The sequence below is a fragment of the Acidiluteibacter ferrifornacis genome (assembly GCF_009909615.1).
Taxonomy (GTDB): domain Bacteria; phylum Bacteroidota; class Bacteroidia; order Flavobacteriales_E; family Vicingaceae; genus Acidiluteibacter; species Acidiluteibacter ferrifornacis.
On record NZ_WWNE01000008.1, the window covers coordinates 98,604 to 114,722 of the forward strand.

General features: G+C 36.7%; 11 protein-coding genes. 7 read left to right on the plus strand and 4 right to left on the minus strand.

Annotated elements, in window-relative coordinates; genetic code table 11:
* Positions 1 to 145: 145 nt before the first annotated feature.
* The 4 genes from GQN54_RS10885 (at position 146) to GQN54_RS10900 (ending at position 6,753) form a co-directional block, all read left to right on the plus strand.
* Positions 146 to 2,773, plus strand: a complete 2,628-nt coding sequence (locus tag GQN54_RS10885) for a valine--tRNA ligase (RefSeq protein ID WP_160633576.1) — start codon at positions 146 to 148, stop codon at positions 2,771 to 2,773.
* A gap of 171 nt (positions 2,774 to 2,944) precedes the next feature.
* Positions 2,945 to 5,017: a polyphosphate kinase 1 gene (gene ppk1, locus GQN54_RS10890; protein WP_160633577.1), complete on the plus strand. Its 2,073-nt coding sequence runs from the start codon at positions 2,945 to 2,947 to the stop codon at positions 5,015 to 5,017.
* A gap of 83 nt (positions 5,018 to 5,100) precedes the next feature.
* Positions 5,101 to 6,000 (plus strand): Ppx/GppA phosphatase family protein, encoded by a 900-nt coding sequence (locus GQN54_RS10895; protein ID WP_207554883.1) that lies wholly within the window; start codon positions 5,101 to 5,103, stop codon positions 5,998 to 6,000.
* Between the two features lie 6 nt (positions 6,001 to 6,006).
* Positions 6,007 to 6,753, plus strand: coding sequence for a DUF481 domain-containing protein (locus tag GQN54_RS10900; RefSeq protein ID WP_160633578.1), 747 nt, complete (start codon positions 6,007 to 6,009; stop codon positions 6,751 to 6,753).
* On the opposite strand, the gene hemG is transcribed toward GQN54_RS10900, so the two are convergent.
* The 3 genes from hemG to GQN54_RS10915 all read right to left on the minus strand — a co-directional run bounded on the left by hemG (position 6,750) and on the right by GQN54_RS10915 (position 10,568).
* Complete coding sequence (hemG, locus tag GQN54_RS10905) at positions 6,750 to 8,117, minus strand: protoporphyrinogen oxidase (RefSeq protein WP_160633579.1); 1,368 nt, start codon at positions 8,115 to 8,117, stop codon at positions 6,750 to 6,752. The genes GQN54_RS10900 and hemG overlap by 4 nt on opposite strands.
* Positions 8,118 to 8,306: 189 nt before the next feature.
* A complete protein-coding gene (gene hemN, locus GQN54_RS10910) occupies positions 8,307 to 9,671 on the minus strand; it encodes an oxygen-independent coproporphyrinogen III oxidase (RefSeq protein WP_160633580.1) in 1,365 nt (454 codons plus the stop codon).
* Positions 9,672 to 9,746: 75 nt separating this feature from the next.
* Positions 9,747 to 10,568 carry a transporter gene (locus GQN54_RS10915; protein ID WP_160633581.1) on the minus strand — a complete coding sequence of 274 codons (822 nt, stop codon included), beginning with the start codon at positions 10,566 to 10,568 and terminating at the stop codon, positions 9,747 to 9,749.
* 121 nt (positions 10,569 to 10,689) lie between these two features.
* On the opposite strand from GQN54_RS10915, the gene GQN54_RS10920 reads away from it, so the two are divergent.
* From GQN54_RS10920 to GQN54_RS10930, 3 genes are all read left to right on the plus strand, one after another.
* Positions 10,690 to 14,070 (plus strand): methylmalonyl-CoA mutase family protein, encoded by a 3,381-nt coding sequence (locus tag GQN54_RS10920; protein WP_160633582.1) that lies wholly within the window; start codon positions 10,690 to 10,692, stop codon positions 14,068 to 14,070.
* A 72-nt stretch (positions 14,071 to 14,142) separates the two neighbouring features.
* Positions 14,143 to 14,961, plus strand: coding sequence for a putative periplasmic lipoprotein (locus GQN54_RS10925; RefSeq protein ID WP_160633583.1), 819 nt, complete (start codon positions 14,143 to 14,145; stop codon positions 14,959 to 14,961).
* 43 nt (positions 14,962 to 15,004) lie between these two features.
* Entirely contained in the window at positions 15,005 to 15,442 is a 438-nt protein-coding gene (locus GQN54_RS10930; protein WP_160633584.1) for a DUF2147 domain-containing protein, read from the plus strand.
* A gap of 41 nt (positions 15,443 to 15,483) precedes the next feature.
* On the opposite strand, the gene GQN54_RS10935 is transcribed toward GQN54_RS10930, so the two are convergent.
* On the minus strand, positions 15,484 to 16,104 hold the full coding sequence (locus GQN54_RS10935; RefSeq protein WP_160633585.1) for a class I SAM-dependent methyltransferase: 621 nt from the start codon (positions 16,102 to 16,104) through the stop codon (positions 15,484 to 15,486).
* Positions 16,105 to 16,119 lie beyond the last annotated feature (15 nt).

A 16,119-nucleotide genomic window follows, 5' to 3' on the forward strand; every position in this document is an offset into this window, starting at 1 on the left:
GTAGTATCACTAATTCAAATTTGAAATTTTAGATGCTATTTTGATTTTTAACATACCAGAGAGACAATTAAAAAATTCGTTAGAATAGCACAATTGGAATTGATAAATTTGCAATTCATTTTTTAATTTCAAGAATACCGTATTAATGGAAATTTCAAAAGCATACAACGCAATAGAGTCGGAGAAAAAGTGGTACAGCTACTGGATGGAACAAAATTTCTTTCACTCTGAACCAGATGAGAGAGAGGCGTATACCATCGTAATTCCTCCTCCAAATGTTACCGGTGTATTACACATGGGGCATATGTTGAACAATACAATTCAAGATGTATTGGTCAGAAGAGCGCGTATGTTGGGTAAAAATGCATGTTGGGTTCCCGGAACCGATCACGCTTCCATTGCTACAGAAGCTAAGGTAGTTGATAAATTAAAGAAACAAGGAATCAATAAATCTGACCTTACCAGAGAAGAGTTTTTAAAACACGCTTGGGAATGGACAGAAGAATACGGTGGTACTATTTTGAGCCAGCTTAAGCGATTAGGAGCTTCTTGTGATTGGGAACGAACCCGATTTACGATGGAAGGAGATTTGTCTGCTGCGGTTCAAGAAGTATTTATTGATTTGTTCAATAAAGGATTAATTTACCGTGGAGTTCGAATGATCAACTGGGATCCTTCGGCTCAAACGGCACTTTCTGATGAAGAAGTGGTTCATAAGGAAGTGAATTCAAAGTTTTACCATATTCAATATCAAGTAGAAGGAAGCGATGAAAAGTTGACAATTGCAACTACACGTCCAGAAACTATTTTGGGTGATACCGCTATTTGTGTCAACCCAACAGATGAGCGATATACTCACCTAAAAGGAAAGAAAGCAATCGTCCCTTTAATAGGAAGAGTGATTCCGATTATTCAGGATGATTATGTGGATGTAGAATTTGGGACAGGATGTCTGAAGGTAACTCCTGCTCACGATATCAATGATTACGAATTAGGAATTCGTCACAATTTAGAGAGTATCGACATTTTAAATGATGACGGTACATTGAATGAAGCGGCGCAATTATATGTTGGTCAAGATCGATTTGAAGTAAGAAAACAAATCGCGAAAGACTTAAAAGAAAAAGGGGCCTTAATCAAGGAAGAAGACATCCAAAATAAGGTAGGCTATTCAGAAAGAACCAATGCTGCTATCGAACCAAAATTGTCGATGCAGTGGTTTTGCAAGATGAAAGAAATGGCTGCTCCTGCTTTGGATAAAGTAATGGACGATACTATTAAATTTTACCCTGCAAATACGAAGAACACCTACAAACACTGGATGGAGAACATCAAAGATTGGTGTGTTTCTCGTCAGTTATGGTGGGGTCATCAAATTCCTGCTTTTTACTTTGGTAATGGAGCCAATGATTATGTGGTTGCTGCAACTGCTGAGTTAGCATTGGAGCTAGCAAAAGAGAAGTCTGGAAATTTTACTTTAACAGTTTCAGATTTAAGACAAGATGAAGATTGCTTAGATACGTGGTTTTCTTCATGGTTGTGGCCTATTTCTGTTTTTGATGGATTTAAAGATCCCAACAACAAAGATATTAACTATTATTATCCGACTAATGATTTAGTAACTGCTCCGGAGATTATGTTCTTTTGGGTAGCACGAATGATTATGGCGGGTTACGAATACAAGGATTTGCCACCGTTTAAGAATGTATACTACACAGGTATTGTTCGCGATAAACAAGGACGAAAAATGTCTAAATCTTTAGGTAATTCGCCTGACCCGATAGAACTAATTGAAAAGTACAGCGCCGACGGTGTTCGTATTGGGATGTTGTTCAGTTCGCCTGCTGGAAATGATTTATTGTTTGACGAAAGTTCATGTGAGCAAGGAAGAAATTTTAGCAATAAGATTTGGAATGCTTTCCGATTGGTAAAAGGATGGGAAGTAGCAGACATAGAACAGCCAGAAAGCTCAAAAAAAGCCATTGAGTGGTTCGACCATAAATTGAATGAGACATTAATAACGATTGAAGATCATTACGGGAAATTCCGAATGTCTGATGCATTAATGTCGACTTATAAATTAGTTTGGGACGAGTTCTGCTCATGGTATTTAGAGATGATTAAGCCGGCCTATCAGCAGCCAATCGATAGAGTGACTTTTGATGCTACGATAATGAATTTCGAGAGAATCCTTAAAGTGATTCATCCATTTATGCCATTTATTTCAGAGGAATTGTGGCACCTAATTGCTGATCGTGAAGAAAAGGATTGTTTGATAGTAGCACAGTGGCCAACCATCGGAACACCTGATGAAAAGTTGTTGGCTGACTTTGATTACACCAAAGAGATTGTTTCTGCAATAAGAAACTTTAGAAAATCGAAAAACATACCAAATAAAGATGCCATTCAACTAAAGGTAAAATTGAATGATGCCTATAATAAGTCGTTTGATTCCGTATTGACGAAGTTGGGTAATATTGAAGAGTTGGAGTTCGTTACTGATAAAGTGGATGAAGCCATGTCAATCGTAATCGGAAAAAATGAATTCTTTATTCCTGTTTCAGGGGCGATTGATGTAGAAGCTGAAAAGGAAAAAATTCAGAAAGAACTAGAGTATACAAAAGGCTTTATGAAAGGGGTAGAGAAGAAACTGAGTAATGAACGTTTTGTTAATAATGCCCCAGAAGCTGTAGTTGCAATTGAGAAGAAAAAACTAGAGGATGCTAAAGCTAGAATTTCGGTGCTTGAAGAGCAATTGTCCAACCTGAAATAACAAATTTGAAATAATAGAATAGGAAAGGAGGGCTAAACAGCCCTCCTTTTTTTATGCATCTAGAGGTTGTTAAAAATTGTTGAATGCTACTGTTTTTTTTACTTAATTTAATAATCAATTAACTACAGTCATCTAAAAATCGCTTTACTTTGGAGATTCATATAATGTGATATGGCAAGAAAAGAGTGGGAATATCAAAACAGGGAGATAAGCTGGTTGTCTTTTAACGAACGAGTACTTCAAGAGGCTATGGATCCGAATGTTCCATTGTTGGAGCGGATTCGTTTTTTAGGGATTTATTCCAATAACTTAGACGAGTTTTTTCGAGTAAGAGTAGCGACTATCAGTAGAATGATAGAGTACGGGAAAAAAGCCATTCCTATTTTAGGTTATGATCCTAAAGTAACCCTGAAAGAAATTCTGAAAATAAATAAAGAACATCAATTACAATTTGAAGAAACGTATGCCGATTTAAAAAGGCAACTTTCAGAACAAGAGATTTTTATTGTTAACGAAAGAGAATTGACTTCAGATCAGGGCGTTCAAGTTACAAAGTACTTTAGAAATCACGTTCGACCATCATTGGTTCCATTGATGATCGAAGATAAGCGACCATTTCCAACACTAAATGGGAAAGGAATTTATTTTGCGGTGAAATTGTACAATGGAGAAGGTTCCTCTAAAAAGGATATTCAGTATTCCATTATTGAAATCCCTTCTCAAATCATTTCACGGTTTTATGTGCTACCTGAAGAGGAAGGGAAAAAGTATATCATATTGTTGGATGACGTCATCCGTTATTGTTTGGCAGAGATTTATGCCATTTTTGAATACGAGAATGTAGAAGCTTACACCATAAAGTTTACTCGTGATGAGGAGCTAGATATGGAAGACAACGTTTCTGTTAGTTTAATTGAAAAATTGGAATCAGGAATTAAAGCTCGAAAGCGAGGTGATACCGTCCGTTTTGTTTACGATAAAACAATGCCTCAGGATTTATTGGATTTTTTGTTATCGAATAACGCTATCGAAGAAGAAGACAACATTGTAGCAGGAGGCCGCTATCACAATTTTAAAGATTTTATAGACTTCCCAGTAATAGGAGCAAAACGGCTGAGGTATAAGCCACTTCCTGCTGTAAAACACAAATATTTAGAGAGTCATGTAAGTTTGTTTACAGCCATTAAAGAAAAAGATATTTTATTGTCTTACCCCTATCAATCTTTCAATTATGTAATTGATTTGTTGAGAGAAGCGGCAATTGATCCGAAAGTGCGATCGATAAAAATTACATTGTATCGAGTAGCTAAAAACTCTAAAGTAATTAATGCTTTAATTAATGCTGCCAAAAATGGAAAAACTGTCACTGTAATTGTTGAATTACAAGCGAGATTTGATGAGGAATCGAATATTTATTATGCTAATAAATTACAAGAAGAAGGAATAAAAGTCAACTTTGGTATAGCAGGACTGAAGGTGCATACCAAGATAATCTTGATTAGAAGAAAAGAAGCCAATAAGAATGTGTATTATGCCCACATTGGAACTGGTAATTTTAACGAGAAAACTTCGGAAATATACTGTGACCACTCTTTCTTAACAGCCAATACAAAAATTACCAATGAGGTAAAAAAGGTATTCGCTTTCTTTAAAGATAACTACAAAAGACATGTGTTTCGTCATTTGATGGTTAGTCCGTTTAATACTCGTCGTCAATTCATCAAGCTAGTAAAAGCGGAGATTGATAATGCTAAGTCTGGTTTGCCATCTGGAATTACTATTAAGGTCAACAACTTGAATGACGAGGATATGGCAAATGTGCTTTATGAAGCCAGTGAGGCAGGAGTCAAGGTGAACCTGATTGTTAGAAGTATTTGTAATGTTATTCCTCAGCAATCATACAGTAAGAATATTCATGCGATTAGCCTAGTCGATCGCTTGCTGGAACATGCGCGTGTAATGATTTTTCACAATGCAGGAGAGCCCAAAGTTTATATTGGCTCAGCTGATTGGATGACTAGGAATATCGATAGGAGAGTAGAAGTGACGGTTCCTATTTTTGATTCAAGCATCAAACAAGAATTAATTGATATTATTAATATTCAGCTAAAAGACAATAAGAAGGCGAGAATTTGGGACAAAGAGCTAAGTAATCAGTATGTCAAAACAGACTCTGATAAAGAAGTTAGGGCTCAAATAGCCACTCATGAATATTTTAAGCGAAAGTTAGACGCAAAGAAGTAGGATCTATCTTTTTAAAGGAGATTGTCTCTATTTTTTAACCACATCAATCTTTCTCTTTCGTCTAAATCCATTAAATTTGAAATATGGTGGAGACATTGAGGTTTGCGGCTATTGATATTGGTTCTAACGCTATTCGGTTATTGTTTAGTAATGTTTACGAAACCCAAAGTGGACCAATAATAAAAAAGGCCTCATTGATTAGAATACCCATTCGTTTAGGAGAAGATTCTTTTAATCTGAATAGAATTACGGAAGAGAAAGAAGCAAAACTAATCAAGAGTATGTTGGCCTTCCGAAATTTGATGGAAGCTTACGATGTAGTTTCTTATAAAGCATGTGCCACATCAGCAATGCGAGATGCTGAAAATGGGCCTGATGTAATCAAAAGAATTTTCAAAAAGTCTGGTGTTCAGTTGAACATTATTGATGGCGAATCTGAAGCAGAGCTTATTTTTCAGACACATATCGCAGATGCCTTAGATGCTTCTAAAACATATCTTTACATGGATGTTGGTGGAGGTAGTACAGAGTACACAGTATTCAAAGATGGAGAGAAAGTAATCGCTCGTTCATTTAATATCGGAACTATTCGATTGAGAGATAATATTGTGAAAGAAGGTGTTTGGGATGAAATGAATACTTGGCTGAGGATGGTTGGTAAAAAGTTTGACCCTGATTTAGTGATTGGTTCAGGTGGAAACATCAATAAGCTTTTTAAGTTGAGTTCTCTACCACCGATGAAGATTTTAAAGAATGCCAAGCTGAAGCATTTGAAGGAGCATCTCGAGTCTTTTTCTTTGGAAGATAGAATAGAAGTTCTTGGGCTTCGTCCAGATAGAGCAGATGTAATAATTCCAGCTGCAGATCTCTTTCTAAATACTTTGAAACAGGCCAAAATTTCAGGAATTTTGGTTCCGAAAGTGGGACTTGCAGATGGTATTGTTCACAAATTATACCATGATTACAAAGCCCAAAATGGCTAGTGTTTGATGAGGTATTTAATTTTCTTTGTATTTTCTTGTCTGCCGTTCGGCATATTTTCTCAGATAGTAAACATAGAGGATCAACGACAGAATGCACCTGAAATGGGTTTAAGCGGACAAGCTGATTTTAATTTCAATATCAATAAGAATACTACAGTGCTCTACCAATTGGGTAATCGAATACAAGCACGCTATCGGGAAGACGAACATCTCTTTTTGTTTTTCAATGAAATTAATTTAGTAAAGGCTGACGGTGAAGATTTTGTAAATGGAGGGTTTCAACACTTAAGGTACAATAAAATAATAAGTGAAAAATTTCGATGGGAAGCATTTACGCAAAGTCAGTATAATGGTGTACAGAAAATTGATTGGCGGTATTTGTTAGGCGCCGGCCCACGATTTACCTTATTAAATACGGACTCTTTAGCGATAAATACTGGAGTATTGACAATGTTTGAATACGAGCAGTTGAAGGAGGGTCTGGGCTCCGAAGCAACAGTAAGGTTGAGTACTTATTTGTCATTTAAATATGATATTACCAAAAACATGAACCTGAGTAGCACCACTTATTATCAACCCAAGGTGTGGAATTTTAAAGACTACCGTATTTCCAACGAAACAACTTTTAATATTGGTCTCACGAATAAATTGTCGCTTAAGGTTATATACACTTTAGTTTACGATTCTCGTCCTGCTTTTGAAGTTCCCGAGACCATCTACAATCTTAAAAATGCAATTTCTTATAAGTTTTAGTCGGTAATCGATTTGGCTGCTAGTACTCCTTTCTTTATCGAATCGGAAACAGAAACACCGTGAATAAAATTTCCTATTATTTGGTAATTGGGGTTCTCCGAAGAAAAAAAGTGTTCTTGTTTTACTAGTTCTTCGTGACCCATATTATATTGGGGTATCCCTTTCTCCCATTTAATATAATTTACCAATTCTGGTTCTCCCGAAATTTCCATTATCTCAGCCAATTCAGTTTTTATTTTTTTGAGTAACTCATCTTTTGGCAATTGAGTTAATTCTGGAGATCGGGCTCCACCAATTATGATGGCAAATAAGTCTTTGTTTTTAGGTGTATTGTGTGGGAAAAATCGATTGATAAACAAGATGCCCAAAAAACTTTTTTGTTCCTTAGCTCTAGTTAAAATACCGAACCCAGGTTCTTGATTTTTTACTTGCTTTTTATCATATCCAAGATGAATAACCACAGTAGGTGCATAATAAACTTGGTTTAGCTGTTCGCTAAATCTAGGGTAAAAGTCTTTCCAAAAGTTAGCTTCAACGTATGCTGGTAAACCACTTATAATTTGGTCAACTTCCAATTGATGTTGCTGTCCATTTTGAGTGTAAGAAATGCGATAAGCATTTTCAATTTTCTCAATTGCGGTAACAGAAGAATTCAACTTTAGTCGACCTCCTAATTTGTTTTGAATTAATTCTGGAATTGTACGAAGACCATCTTTGAAGCTGATCATTTTTTGCTTGGGCAATTCTTGTTGTCTTGGGTCGGCTTTCTTTTCCTTCATCGACTTTATCATCCCTTTGATGATACTACCGTAATTTTTTTCTGCATCCCACAATGCTTTCATAGAATATTTCGCACTCATTTTTTCTGGGTCACCGGCATACACCCCCGTTACAAACGGTGCAATAACATTATCTAAAAGGGAAGTGCTGAATCTTCTTTTACAAAATGAAGCCAATGATTCATCAGCTGAATAACGATTGGCTTTTTGGAAGGGTTCTCTTAAAATGGTGGCAATGCCTCCCCACCCAATTAATTTATTTCCAAATAGGTTTCCTGGTCCTGATGGCAAAGCAACAGGCTTTTTCCCCATTAGTATAAATCGACTCTTAGCTGCGACTTCTTCTGGGTAAATGATAGAATCTACTAGATTCAAATCTTTAAGCAGATCTAAAAATTCTGGATTGTTAAGCATCACCGAATTTGGTCCGGTTTCTAAATGATAGCCATCTTTGGTAACAGTATTCATCAACCCTCCCACTTGGTTGGATTGCTCGATTACAGTCAACTCAATGTCTTCTCGAATTAAAAAATTAGCAGCGCTTAAACCACTTATTCCTGCTCCTAAAACTGCTATTCTTTTCATTTTTTATCTTATTGTTTACCCTAAAATCATCTAAGAACAACTAAAATGCACTTAACAAAACCAAAGTTTAACCGCAAAGCCCACAAAGGTTTCGCAAAGTTCGCTAAGTGAAGAATACCAATTGATTTAACTTTTTCCTTTAGCAGCGCAGCGGTCATCTAACTTCTAAAAAGCGAAGCGTTCTTCCCCTTAAATCGTCATCGAAAACAGCTGCGTCTGTGGTTTATTTCGAATCAATCGCACATCAAATGCCATACAAATGTTTCTGATAAAAGGCTTTCCAGCTTCTGTCACTTTTAAACTCTTATTTCCTAATTCTAAGAACCCATCTTCAATCAATTCTGTTAATCTTGGAATGCATTCATCAATAATTTCATGGTAGCTTTCTTCGTCAGCCCATGAAGTTTCGTAGTGACACATAATGTCCAAAATGTGTCTTCTAATGACCAAATCTTCCTCCGTTAATTCATGCCCTCTAAAAATTGGAATTTCTCCTTCTTCTATTATTTTGTAGTATTCTTCAACTGTCTTAACATTTTGAGCAAAGGCATACCAACTGTCGCTAATTGATGAAACGCCTAACCCAATCATCAATTGAGTTTTGGATGCAGAATATCCCATAAAATTTCGGTGTAACTCTTTGTTTTTCATGGAAACATACATGCTGTCAGTTTCTAAAGCAAAGTGATCCATTCCTATTTCTTTATAGCCAGAATCCAATAGCAGTTGATAACCGATCTCGTATAATTCTCTTTTTTCATCGTCTTTTGGAAGGTCGGCTTCGTCATATCCACGCTGGCCATTTCCTTTAATCCATGGCACGTGAGCATAGCTGTAATATGCAATGCGATCTGGCTTTAATTCCCTCACCTTATTGATGGTGTCAATGATACTCTCTTTGGTTTGGTGCGGCAATCCATAAACCAAATCAAAGCTGGTGGATGTGTATCCGGCAGCTCTGGTATTATTAATAACTTCTTCTACTACTTCAAATGGTTGAATTCGATTAATCGTTTTTTGCACTTTCGGATCAAAATCTTGAACACCGTAGCTTGCGCGATTGAAACCTAATTCGTTCATCACTTTTAAGTGCTCCAACTTGGTGTTGTTCGGATGGCCTTCAAAGCTGTAAGAATGATTCTCAGGAATAATTCCTTTAGAAGTTAGTCCTAAAATGAGTTTTCTCAAACTTTCGGGGCTGAAAAAAGTAGGAGTGCCACCACCAAAGTGAATCTCGCTAATAATTGGAGTTTCTCCTAAAAGTTCCAAATATAAATCCCACTCTTTTAAAACTGCTGTGATATATGGATCTTCAACTTCGTGGTTTTTGGTGATTCGTTTGTTGCAACCACAGAAAGTACACAAGCTTTCGCAAAAAGGTAAATGCACATATAGACTAATGCCTTCTTTTTCATTGCTTTCATCAAACGAAAGTTTTACAGATTTTTTCCAAGCATCTAAGTCAATTCCCTTTTCATCCCAATACGGAACGGTAGGGTAAGAAGTATAGCGAGGTCCAGGTATATTGTATTTTGCGATAAGCGATTGAGCCATAATATTTCTTCGTTTTGATTCGTCAAATTTACGAAGAAAGGAAGACTAAGGTCGAGCAAAATCGAAAAGTCTTTTTTATTGCTTTTTTTGGATTAGCCAGCTTACTCCTGCTGAAATAAATCGGGTGTTTGTAGAGTAGTTGTCATTTTTTAAATCTAGATTCGTTCCGAACGAAAGGTCCAATTGAAGGGTTTCCTTTGCTAGGAAAGTAACACCTCCATTTATATAAGTCCTATGATCTATCGACTGGCTGCCGTATCCTTCTCTTAGAAATGCGTATTCTTCTATAAAAAAGCCAAATCGTTCTTTTAACTTATAGGTTGCCGCTATAGAGATAAAGACTTCATGGTATCCATATTCATAATAAGTATGCCCTAAGTTGTAACCAAAAGAAAATGAATCATCTATTTTATGTGAGATTAAAAGCCTATTGTTAATTCCAAAGCTTTCAGAGCTAAAGCCGTCAGAACCTGCTGGGACTATGAAATTTGTTAGCCAACCGAGTTTTATTAGGCGATCTTCTTTATTTAAGAGTTGGAATTTAAATCCAACTTGAAGGTCACTAATGCCAGTTTCTGAGTATGATTGACTTAGGCCAAAGTTTGGATAGCTACTTTTTTCTTCAAATCGATTAATCTGGGCAACTAATCTAACTTCTACATTCTTTACAAATGCATACCTTAAAGTAGTTGTAGGTATTGCAAATTGAAGTGCTTCATAATTGTCGTTTCCTTTATTTGTAGTCTTCGCAGCTGCTAACCCTGCCTCAATCTGAAAACTTCCTTGTGGTATAACTATGGCGCTCGCTCCCTGTGTAGGCCTGTCTGTATCTATGGTTTGAGCTACCAATAACACAGTAGAAAGCATTAGAAGAGGTAATAAAAATGCTTTTTTCATAAAAATGTAGGTTTAGGAAAAGTATCAAGACTAAGTCTAACTGATAGTAAACAAAGCTATTAATTTCTTTTTATTCTAAGGCTTGAAAAGTGTAAATTTGTGTTCTTAAAAATTTCAAGAAATGATAGACGCAAAACCATATACACCTAAGAATAAAGTCAGAATTGTAACTGCAGCTTCTTTATTCGATGGGCATGATGCTGCCATCAATGTGATGCGAAGAATTATTCAAGCTACTGGCGTAGAGGTGATTCATTTAGGTCATGATAGAAGTGTGCAAGAAGTGGTAGATACTGCCATTCAAGAAGATGCTAATGCAATTGCCATGACATCTTATCAAGGAGGTCATGTTGAGTATTTCAAATACATGCGTGATTTATTAGTAGAAAATGGCGCAGGACATATTAAATTATTTGGAGGTGGCGGTGGAGTAATTCTTCCAGAAGAAATTCAAGAATTACACGATTATGGTATTGAGCGTATCTATTCCCCAGATGATGGTCGCTCTCTAGGATTACAAGGAATGATTAATGATTTAGTGGAGCGTTCTGATTATCCTACAGGTAAGGATATTACCGACGAGGTAGATTTCCTAAAAGCGAAAAAGTCAACTGCAATTGCTCGATTAATTTCAGCGGCAGAAAACTTCCCTGAAGAGAGTAAAGAGGTGCTAGACAGGGTGCACGAAATGGCTGAAAAAGTAAAAACGCCAATTTTGGGGATAACTGGAACCGGTGGAGCTGGTAAATCTTCATTAGTGGATGAGTTAGTGCGCCGGTTTTTATTGGATTTTGAAGATAAAACAATAGCTATTGTATCCGTTGACCCATCAAAGAGAAAAACTGGTGGAGCATTATTAGGAGATCGAATTCGAATGAATGCAATCAAGAATGATCGTGTGTATATGCGTTCTCTTGCAACACGTCAGTCTAATTTGGCGTTGTCAAAATACGTAGCTGAAGCCATTTCCATACTGAAAGCTGCAGAGTACGACTTGATTATATTAGAAACTTCAGGAATTGGACAGTCTGATACTGAAATTACTGACCATTCTGATGTTAGTTTATATGTAATGACTCCTGAATTTGGTGCTGCTACTCAGCTGGAGAAGATTGATATGTTAGACTTTGCTGACTTAGTGGCGATCAATAAGTTTGATAAACGAGGTGCTTTGGATGCGCTGAGGGATGTGAAGAAGCAATTCAGAAGAAATCATTTATTGTGGGAAGCCGACGATAAAGATATCCCTGTTTTTGGAACAATCGCATCTCAGTTCAATGATCCAGGTATGAATCAACTGTATCGTTCATTGATGGAGAAAGTCGAAGAGGTAACTTATGCAGGATTGAAGTCTAGTCTTGCCATTTCAGATGAAATGTCTGAGAAGATTTTTATTATTCCTCCGAGTCGAGTGCGCTATTTATCAGAAATCTCTGAGAACAATCGAAGCTATGATAAGTGGGTAGAAGAGCAAGCTAACGTCGCAGAGCAGCTTTATGGGTTGCACAATTCTATCGAAACGATAAAAAACTCATCCATGGATGATAAAGATCGTTTAGTGAAAGGTCTACAAGAGTCTTTTGAAACGGTAAAATTAGAGCTAGACCCTAAGAACTGGTTGCTGTTAGAAGAATGGGAAGCTAAAAAAGATAAATATAAACAACCGGTCTTTACTTTTAAAGTAAGAGACAAAGAGTTAAAAATAAAGACACATACCACGTCATTGTCTCAATCGGAGATTCCTAAAGTGGCATTGCCAAAGTATCGCTCGTGGGGAGATATATTAAAATGGAATTTGCAAGAAAATGTGCCAGGTGAGTTTCCATACACTGCAGGTTTGTTCCCATTTAAGCGCGAAGGTGAGGACCCGACAAGAATGTTCGCAGGTGAAGGTGGTCCTGAAAGAACCAACCGACGATTCCACTATGTTTCACTTTCGATGCCTGCAAAACGTTTATCCACCGCATTTGATTCGGTTACACTTTATGGGAATGACCCAGCTTATCGCCCAGATATTTATGGTAAAATTGGAAATGCAGGTGTTTCTATATGCTGTCTAGATGACGCTAAGAAGTTGTATTCAGGTTTTAATTTATCAGATCCAATGACTTCTGTTTCTATGACCATCAACGGACCTGCGCCGATGCTGTTAGGTTTCTTTATGAATGCAGCCATTGATCAACAATGTGAGTTCTATATTAAAGAGAATGGATTAGAGAAAGAAGTAGAAGCGAAGATTGAGAAAATTTATCAAGAGAAAGGTGTTGCACGTCCGAAATACCAAGGTGAATTGCCTGAAGGAAACGACGGACTAGGATTGATGTTGCTAGGGGTTACTGGTGATCAGGTGTTACCTGCTGGGGTTTATGAAGAAATTAAGAAATCGACTCTTACGAAAGTTAGAGGAACAGTTCAGGCGGATATATTGAAAGAAGATCAAGCACAGAATACATGTATTTTCTCCACTGAGTTTGCGTTGCGACTAATGGGTGATGTTCAAGAATACTTTATTCGAGAAAATGTTCGAAACTTCTACTCCGTTTCTATTTCGGGATATCACATTGCTGAAGCTGGAGCAAATCCTATTACTCAGTTAGCCTTTACTATAGCGAATGGATTTACCTACGTAGAATATTATTTAAGTCGTGGAATGGACATCAATAAATTTGGTCCAAATTTATCGTTCTTTTTCTCCAATGGAATCGATCCAGAATATGCTGTAATTGGTCGAGTAGCTCGAAGAATATGGAGTAAAGCCCTAAAAAATAAATATGGGGCAAATGCAAGAGCGCAAATGTTGAAATACCATATTCAAACTTCAGGTCGTTCGTTGCATGCTCAGGAGATTGATTTTAATGATATTAGAACCACGCTTCAAGCACTTTATGCGATTTATGATAACTGTAATTCATTGCACACTAATGCCTACGATGAGGCCATAACGACTCCAACAGAGGAGAGTGTAAGACGCGCCATGGCTATACAGTTGATTATTAATCGTGAGTTGGGGTTAGCAAAAAATGAGAATCCATTACAAGGTTCATTTATAATTGAAGAATTAACTGATTTAGTTGAAGAGGCAGTTCTTTCAGAGTTTGATAGAATTACCGAGAGAGGTGGTGTTCTTGGAGCTATGGAAACCATGTATCAGCGAAGTAAAATTCAAGAAGAAAGTTTGTATTATGAAGGTCTGAAGCATTCGGGTGAATTCCCAATTATTGGAGTGAACACGTTCTTAAGCTCTAAAGGGTCTCCTACTGTATTGCCAAGAGAAGTAATTCGGGCAACTAAAGAAGAGAAGGAGTATCAAATTGAAATGGTAGAAGCGCTGCAAAAGAAAAACGCAGATCGCTCAGAGAAGTTGCTTCGTGAACTACAGGAAAAAGCCATTGCCAACGAGAACTTATTTGAAGAGTTAATGGAAGTAACAAAATATTGTTCTTTAGGACAAATCACTAACTCTTTGTTCAATGTAGGTGGACAGTATAGAAGGAATATGTAATTTAAAAATCAACAACTTAGAGCGCGATTTATCGCGTTCTTTTTGTTTGTACCCATCTCAAAAAAATTAAAAATGAAAAAGATACTTATTGCAGCAATAGTGAGTATAGGTTTAGCTGCTTGTCAATCTAAGTCTACCGAATCAATTGATCAAGAAGGGTCAACAAATATAAAGGAACTAAAAGATACGTCCGCCTTCTACTACTCCATTGAGGAAGCTCATAATGCCGAAAAATGGTACACTCAAGAGGTTTTTAAAACGAATATTGAGTTGATCTTTGGCGGAAAAGTTAGATTTCGAGGAGTAATGTATACTACACCAGATGGAGGTAAGACTAGAATGGAGTCTGAAGATGGGACGGTTATGGTCTTTGATGGACAGAATGCCTACATCAGTCCCGATACTTCTTCTTATCAAAGAGCGAGGTTTGATGTGCTGACATGGCCATATTTTCTGACTGCGGCTTATAAGTTATCCGATCCAGGAACGAATATTGAAAAACAAGGAAACCGACAGCTAGATGGTGTGGATTTTGAAGCAGCTAGATTGACTTTTGAAGCTAACGTGGGAGATACTCCAGATGACTGGTATATACTTTATAAAGACCCATCAACGAATTATCTTGCAGCCATGGCCTATATTGTTACGTATGGTAAGGATTTGGAAAAAGCAAATGCAGATCCACACTGTTTGACGTATGAGAATTTTGTAGACTTTAATGGAATTCCAATTGCAACCACATGGAATTTATGGACGTGGAATGAAGCTGGAGAGATTAGTAAATTGTTAGGAACAGCAACATTGAGCTATTTTGAATCTGTAAAAATGGCTCCAGATTTGTTTAGCAAAAGTAAAAATTCTCGTTTAGCACCTATAGCAAGCGTGGAATAATTCAAAAGAAATAGTATTTTTAGCTAAACTTAAAAGAAAAAAAATGAAGATTAAATTAATTATGCTCACTTTTTTCGCCTCAATTTTTGCTGTCTCAGCATATGCTCAAGGTGATATTTTTGGTAAATGGAAAACCATCGACGATGAGACTGGGAAACCAAAGTCTATTGTAGAAATTTACAAAAAGGATGGTAAAGCCTATGGTAAAATTGTTAAGTTATTCCGTGAGCCGGGAGAAGATCAGGATCCGATTTGTGATAAGTGTGAAGACTATAGAAAGGATAAAAAAATCATTGGGATGACCATTATTACCGGAATGGAATACGATGAAGATGATAAAGAATGGGATGATGGTGAAATACTAGATCCTAAAAAGGGAACTATTTACGACTGTAAATTATGGCTAGAAGATGGAGATTTGCAAGTTAGAGGTTATATCGCCTTCTTTTTTAGAACTCAGACTTGGAAGCGCGTAGAATAATATAATGTTGACTAAATGATAGAAAGGGGATGTTGATTAATTCAATATTCCCTTTTTTTATATACAGCATTCGCAATGAACTCACCGTAGTAATAATGCTTGGTCAATAAGAGGTATCCATTTTTTTCAAACAGAAATGAATAATCCTCAATCCTGGAAGAGGTGATTTGGGTAGTAAATTTTAAAAATTGAAACATGGTGAATTCAATTCCCTTTTGCCACCATTTTTTAGAGACGTTAAAGTCAGCGTAAAGCCAAATTCCATTTACCTTAAGGTGGGAGTGAAGTTGGTTAAATAACATTTCAATTTCTGGCTGTTCAAATAAGTCTAGGAAAAAAAAGGTGCAAACTATGTCGTATTGCTGATCGGGAATATTTGCTATCCCTCCTCGAATAAAAACAGTATTCGGATTAGTAGACTTCTTTTTAGACAACTCCACCATTCTCGAAGAGGCTTCAATATACGTGATGTTGATTTGTGGCTTAAGGGTCTCAATTTTTTGTAGAGTTGTGCCTGTTCCTCCTCCGATGAAAAGTAAATGGCCTTCATCGGGTAGCGAATGGATTAGATCTTCCTGTGCTTTTACCGATTGTTTTAAAAAGACAATGTTATTAATGGAATCGTAAAGGTGCGCTATTGAATTATAGTTATTTTTAAACATAAAAAAAGCTCCTAA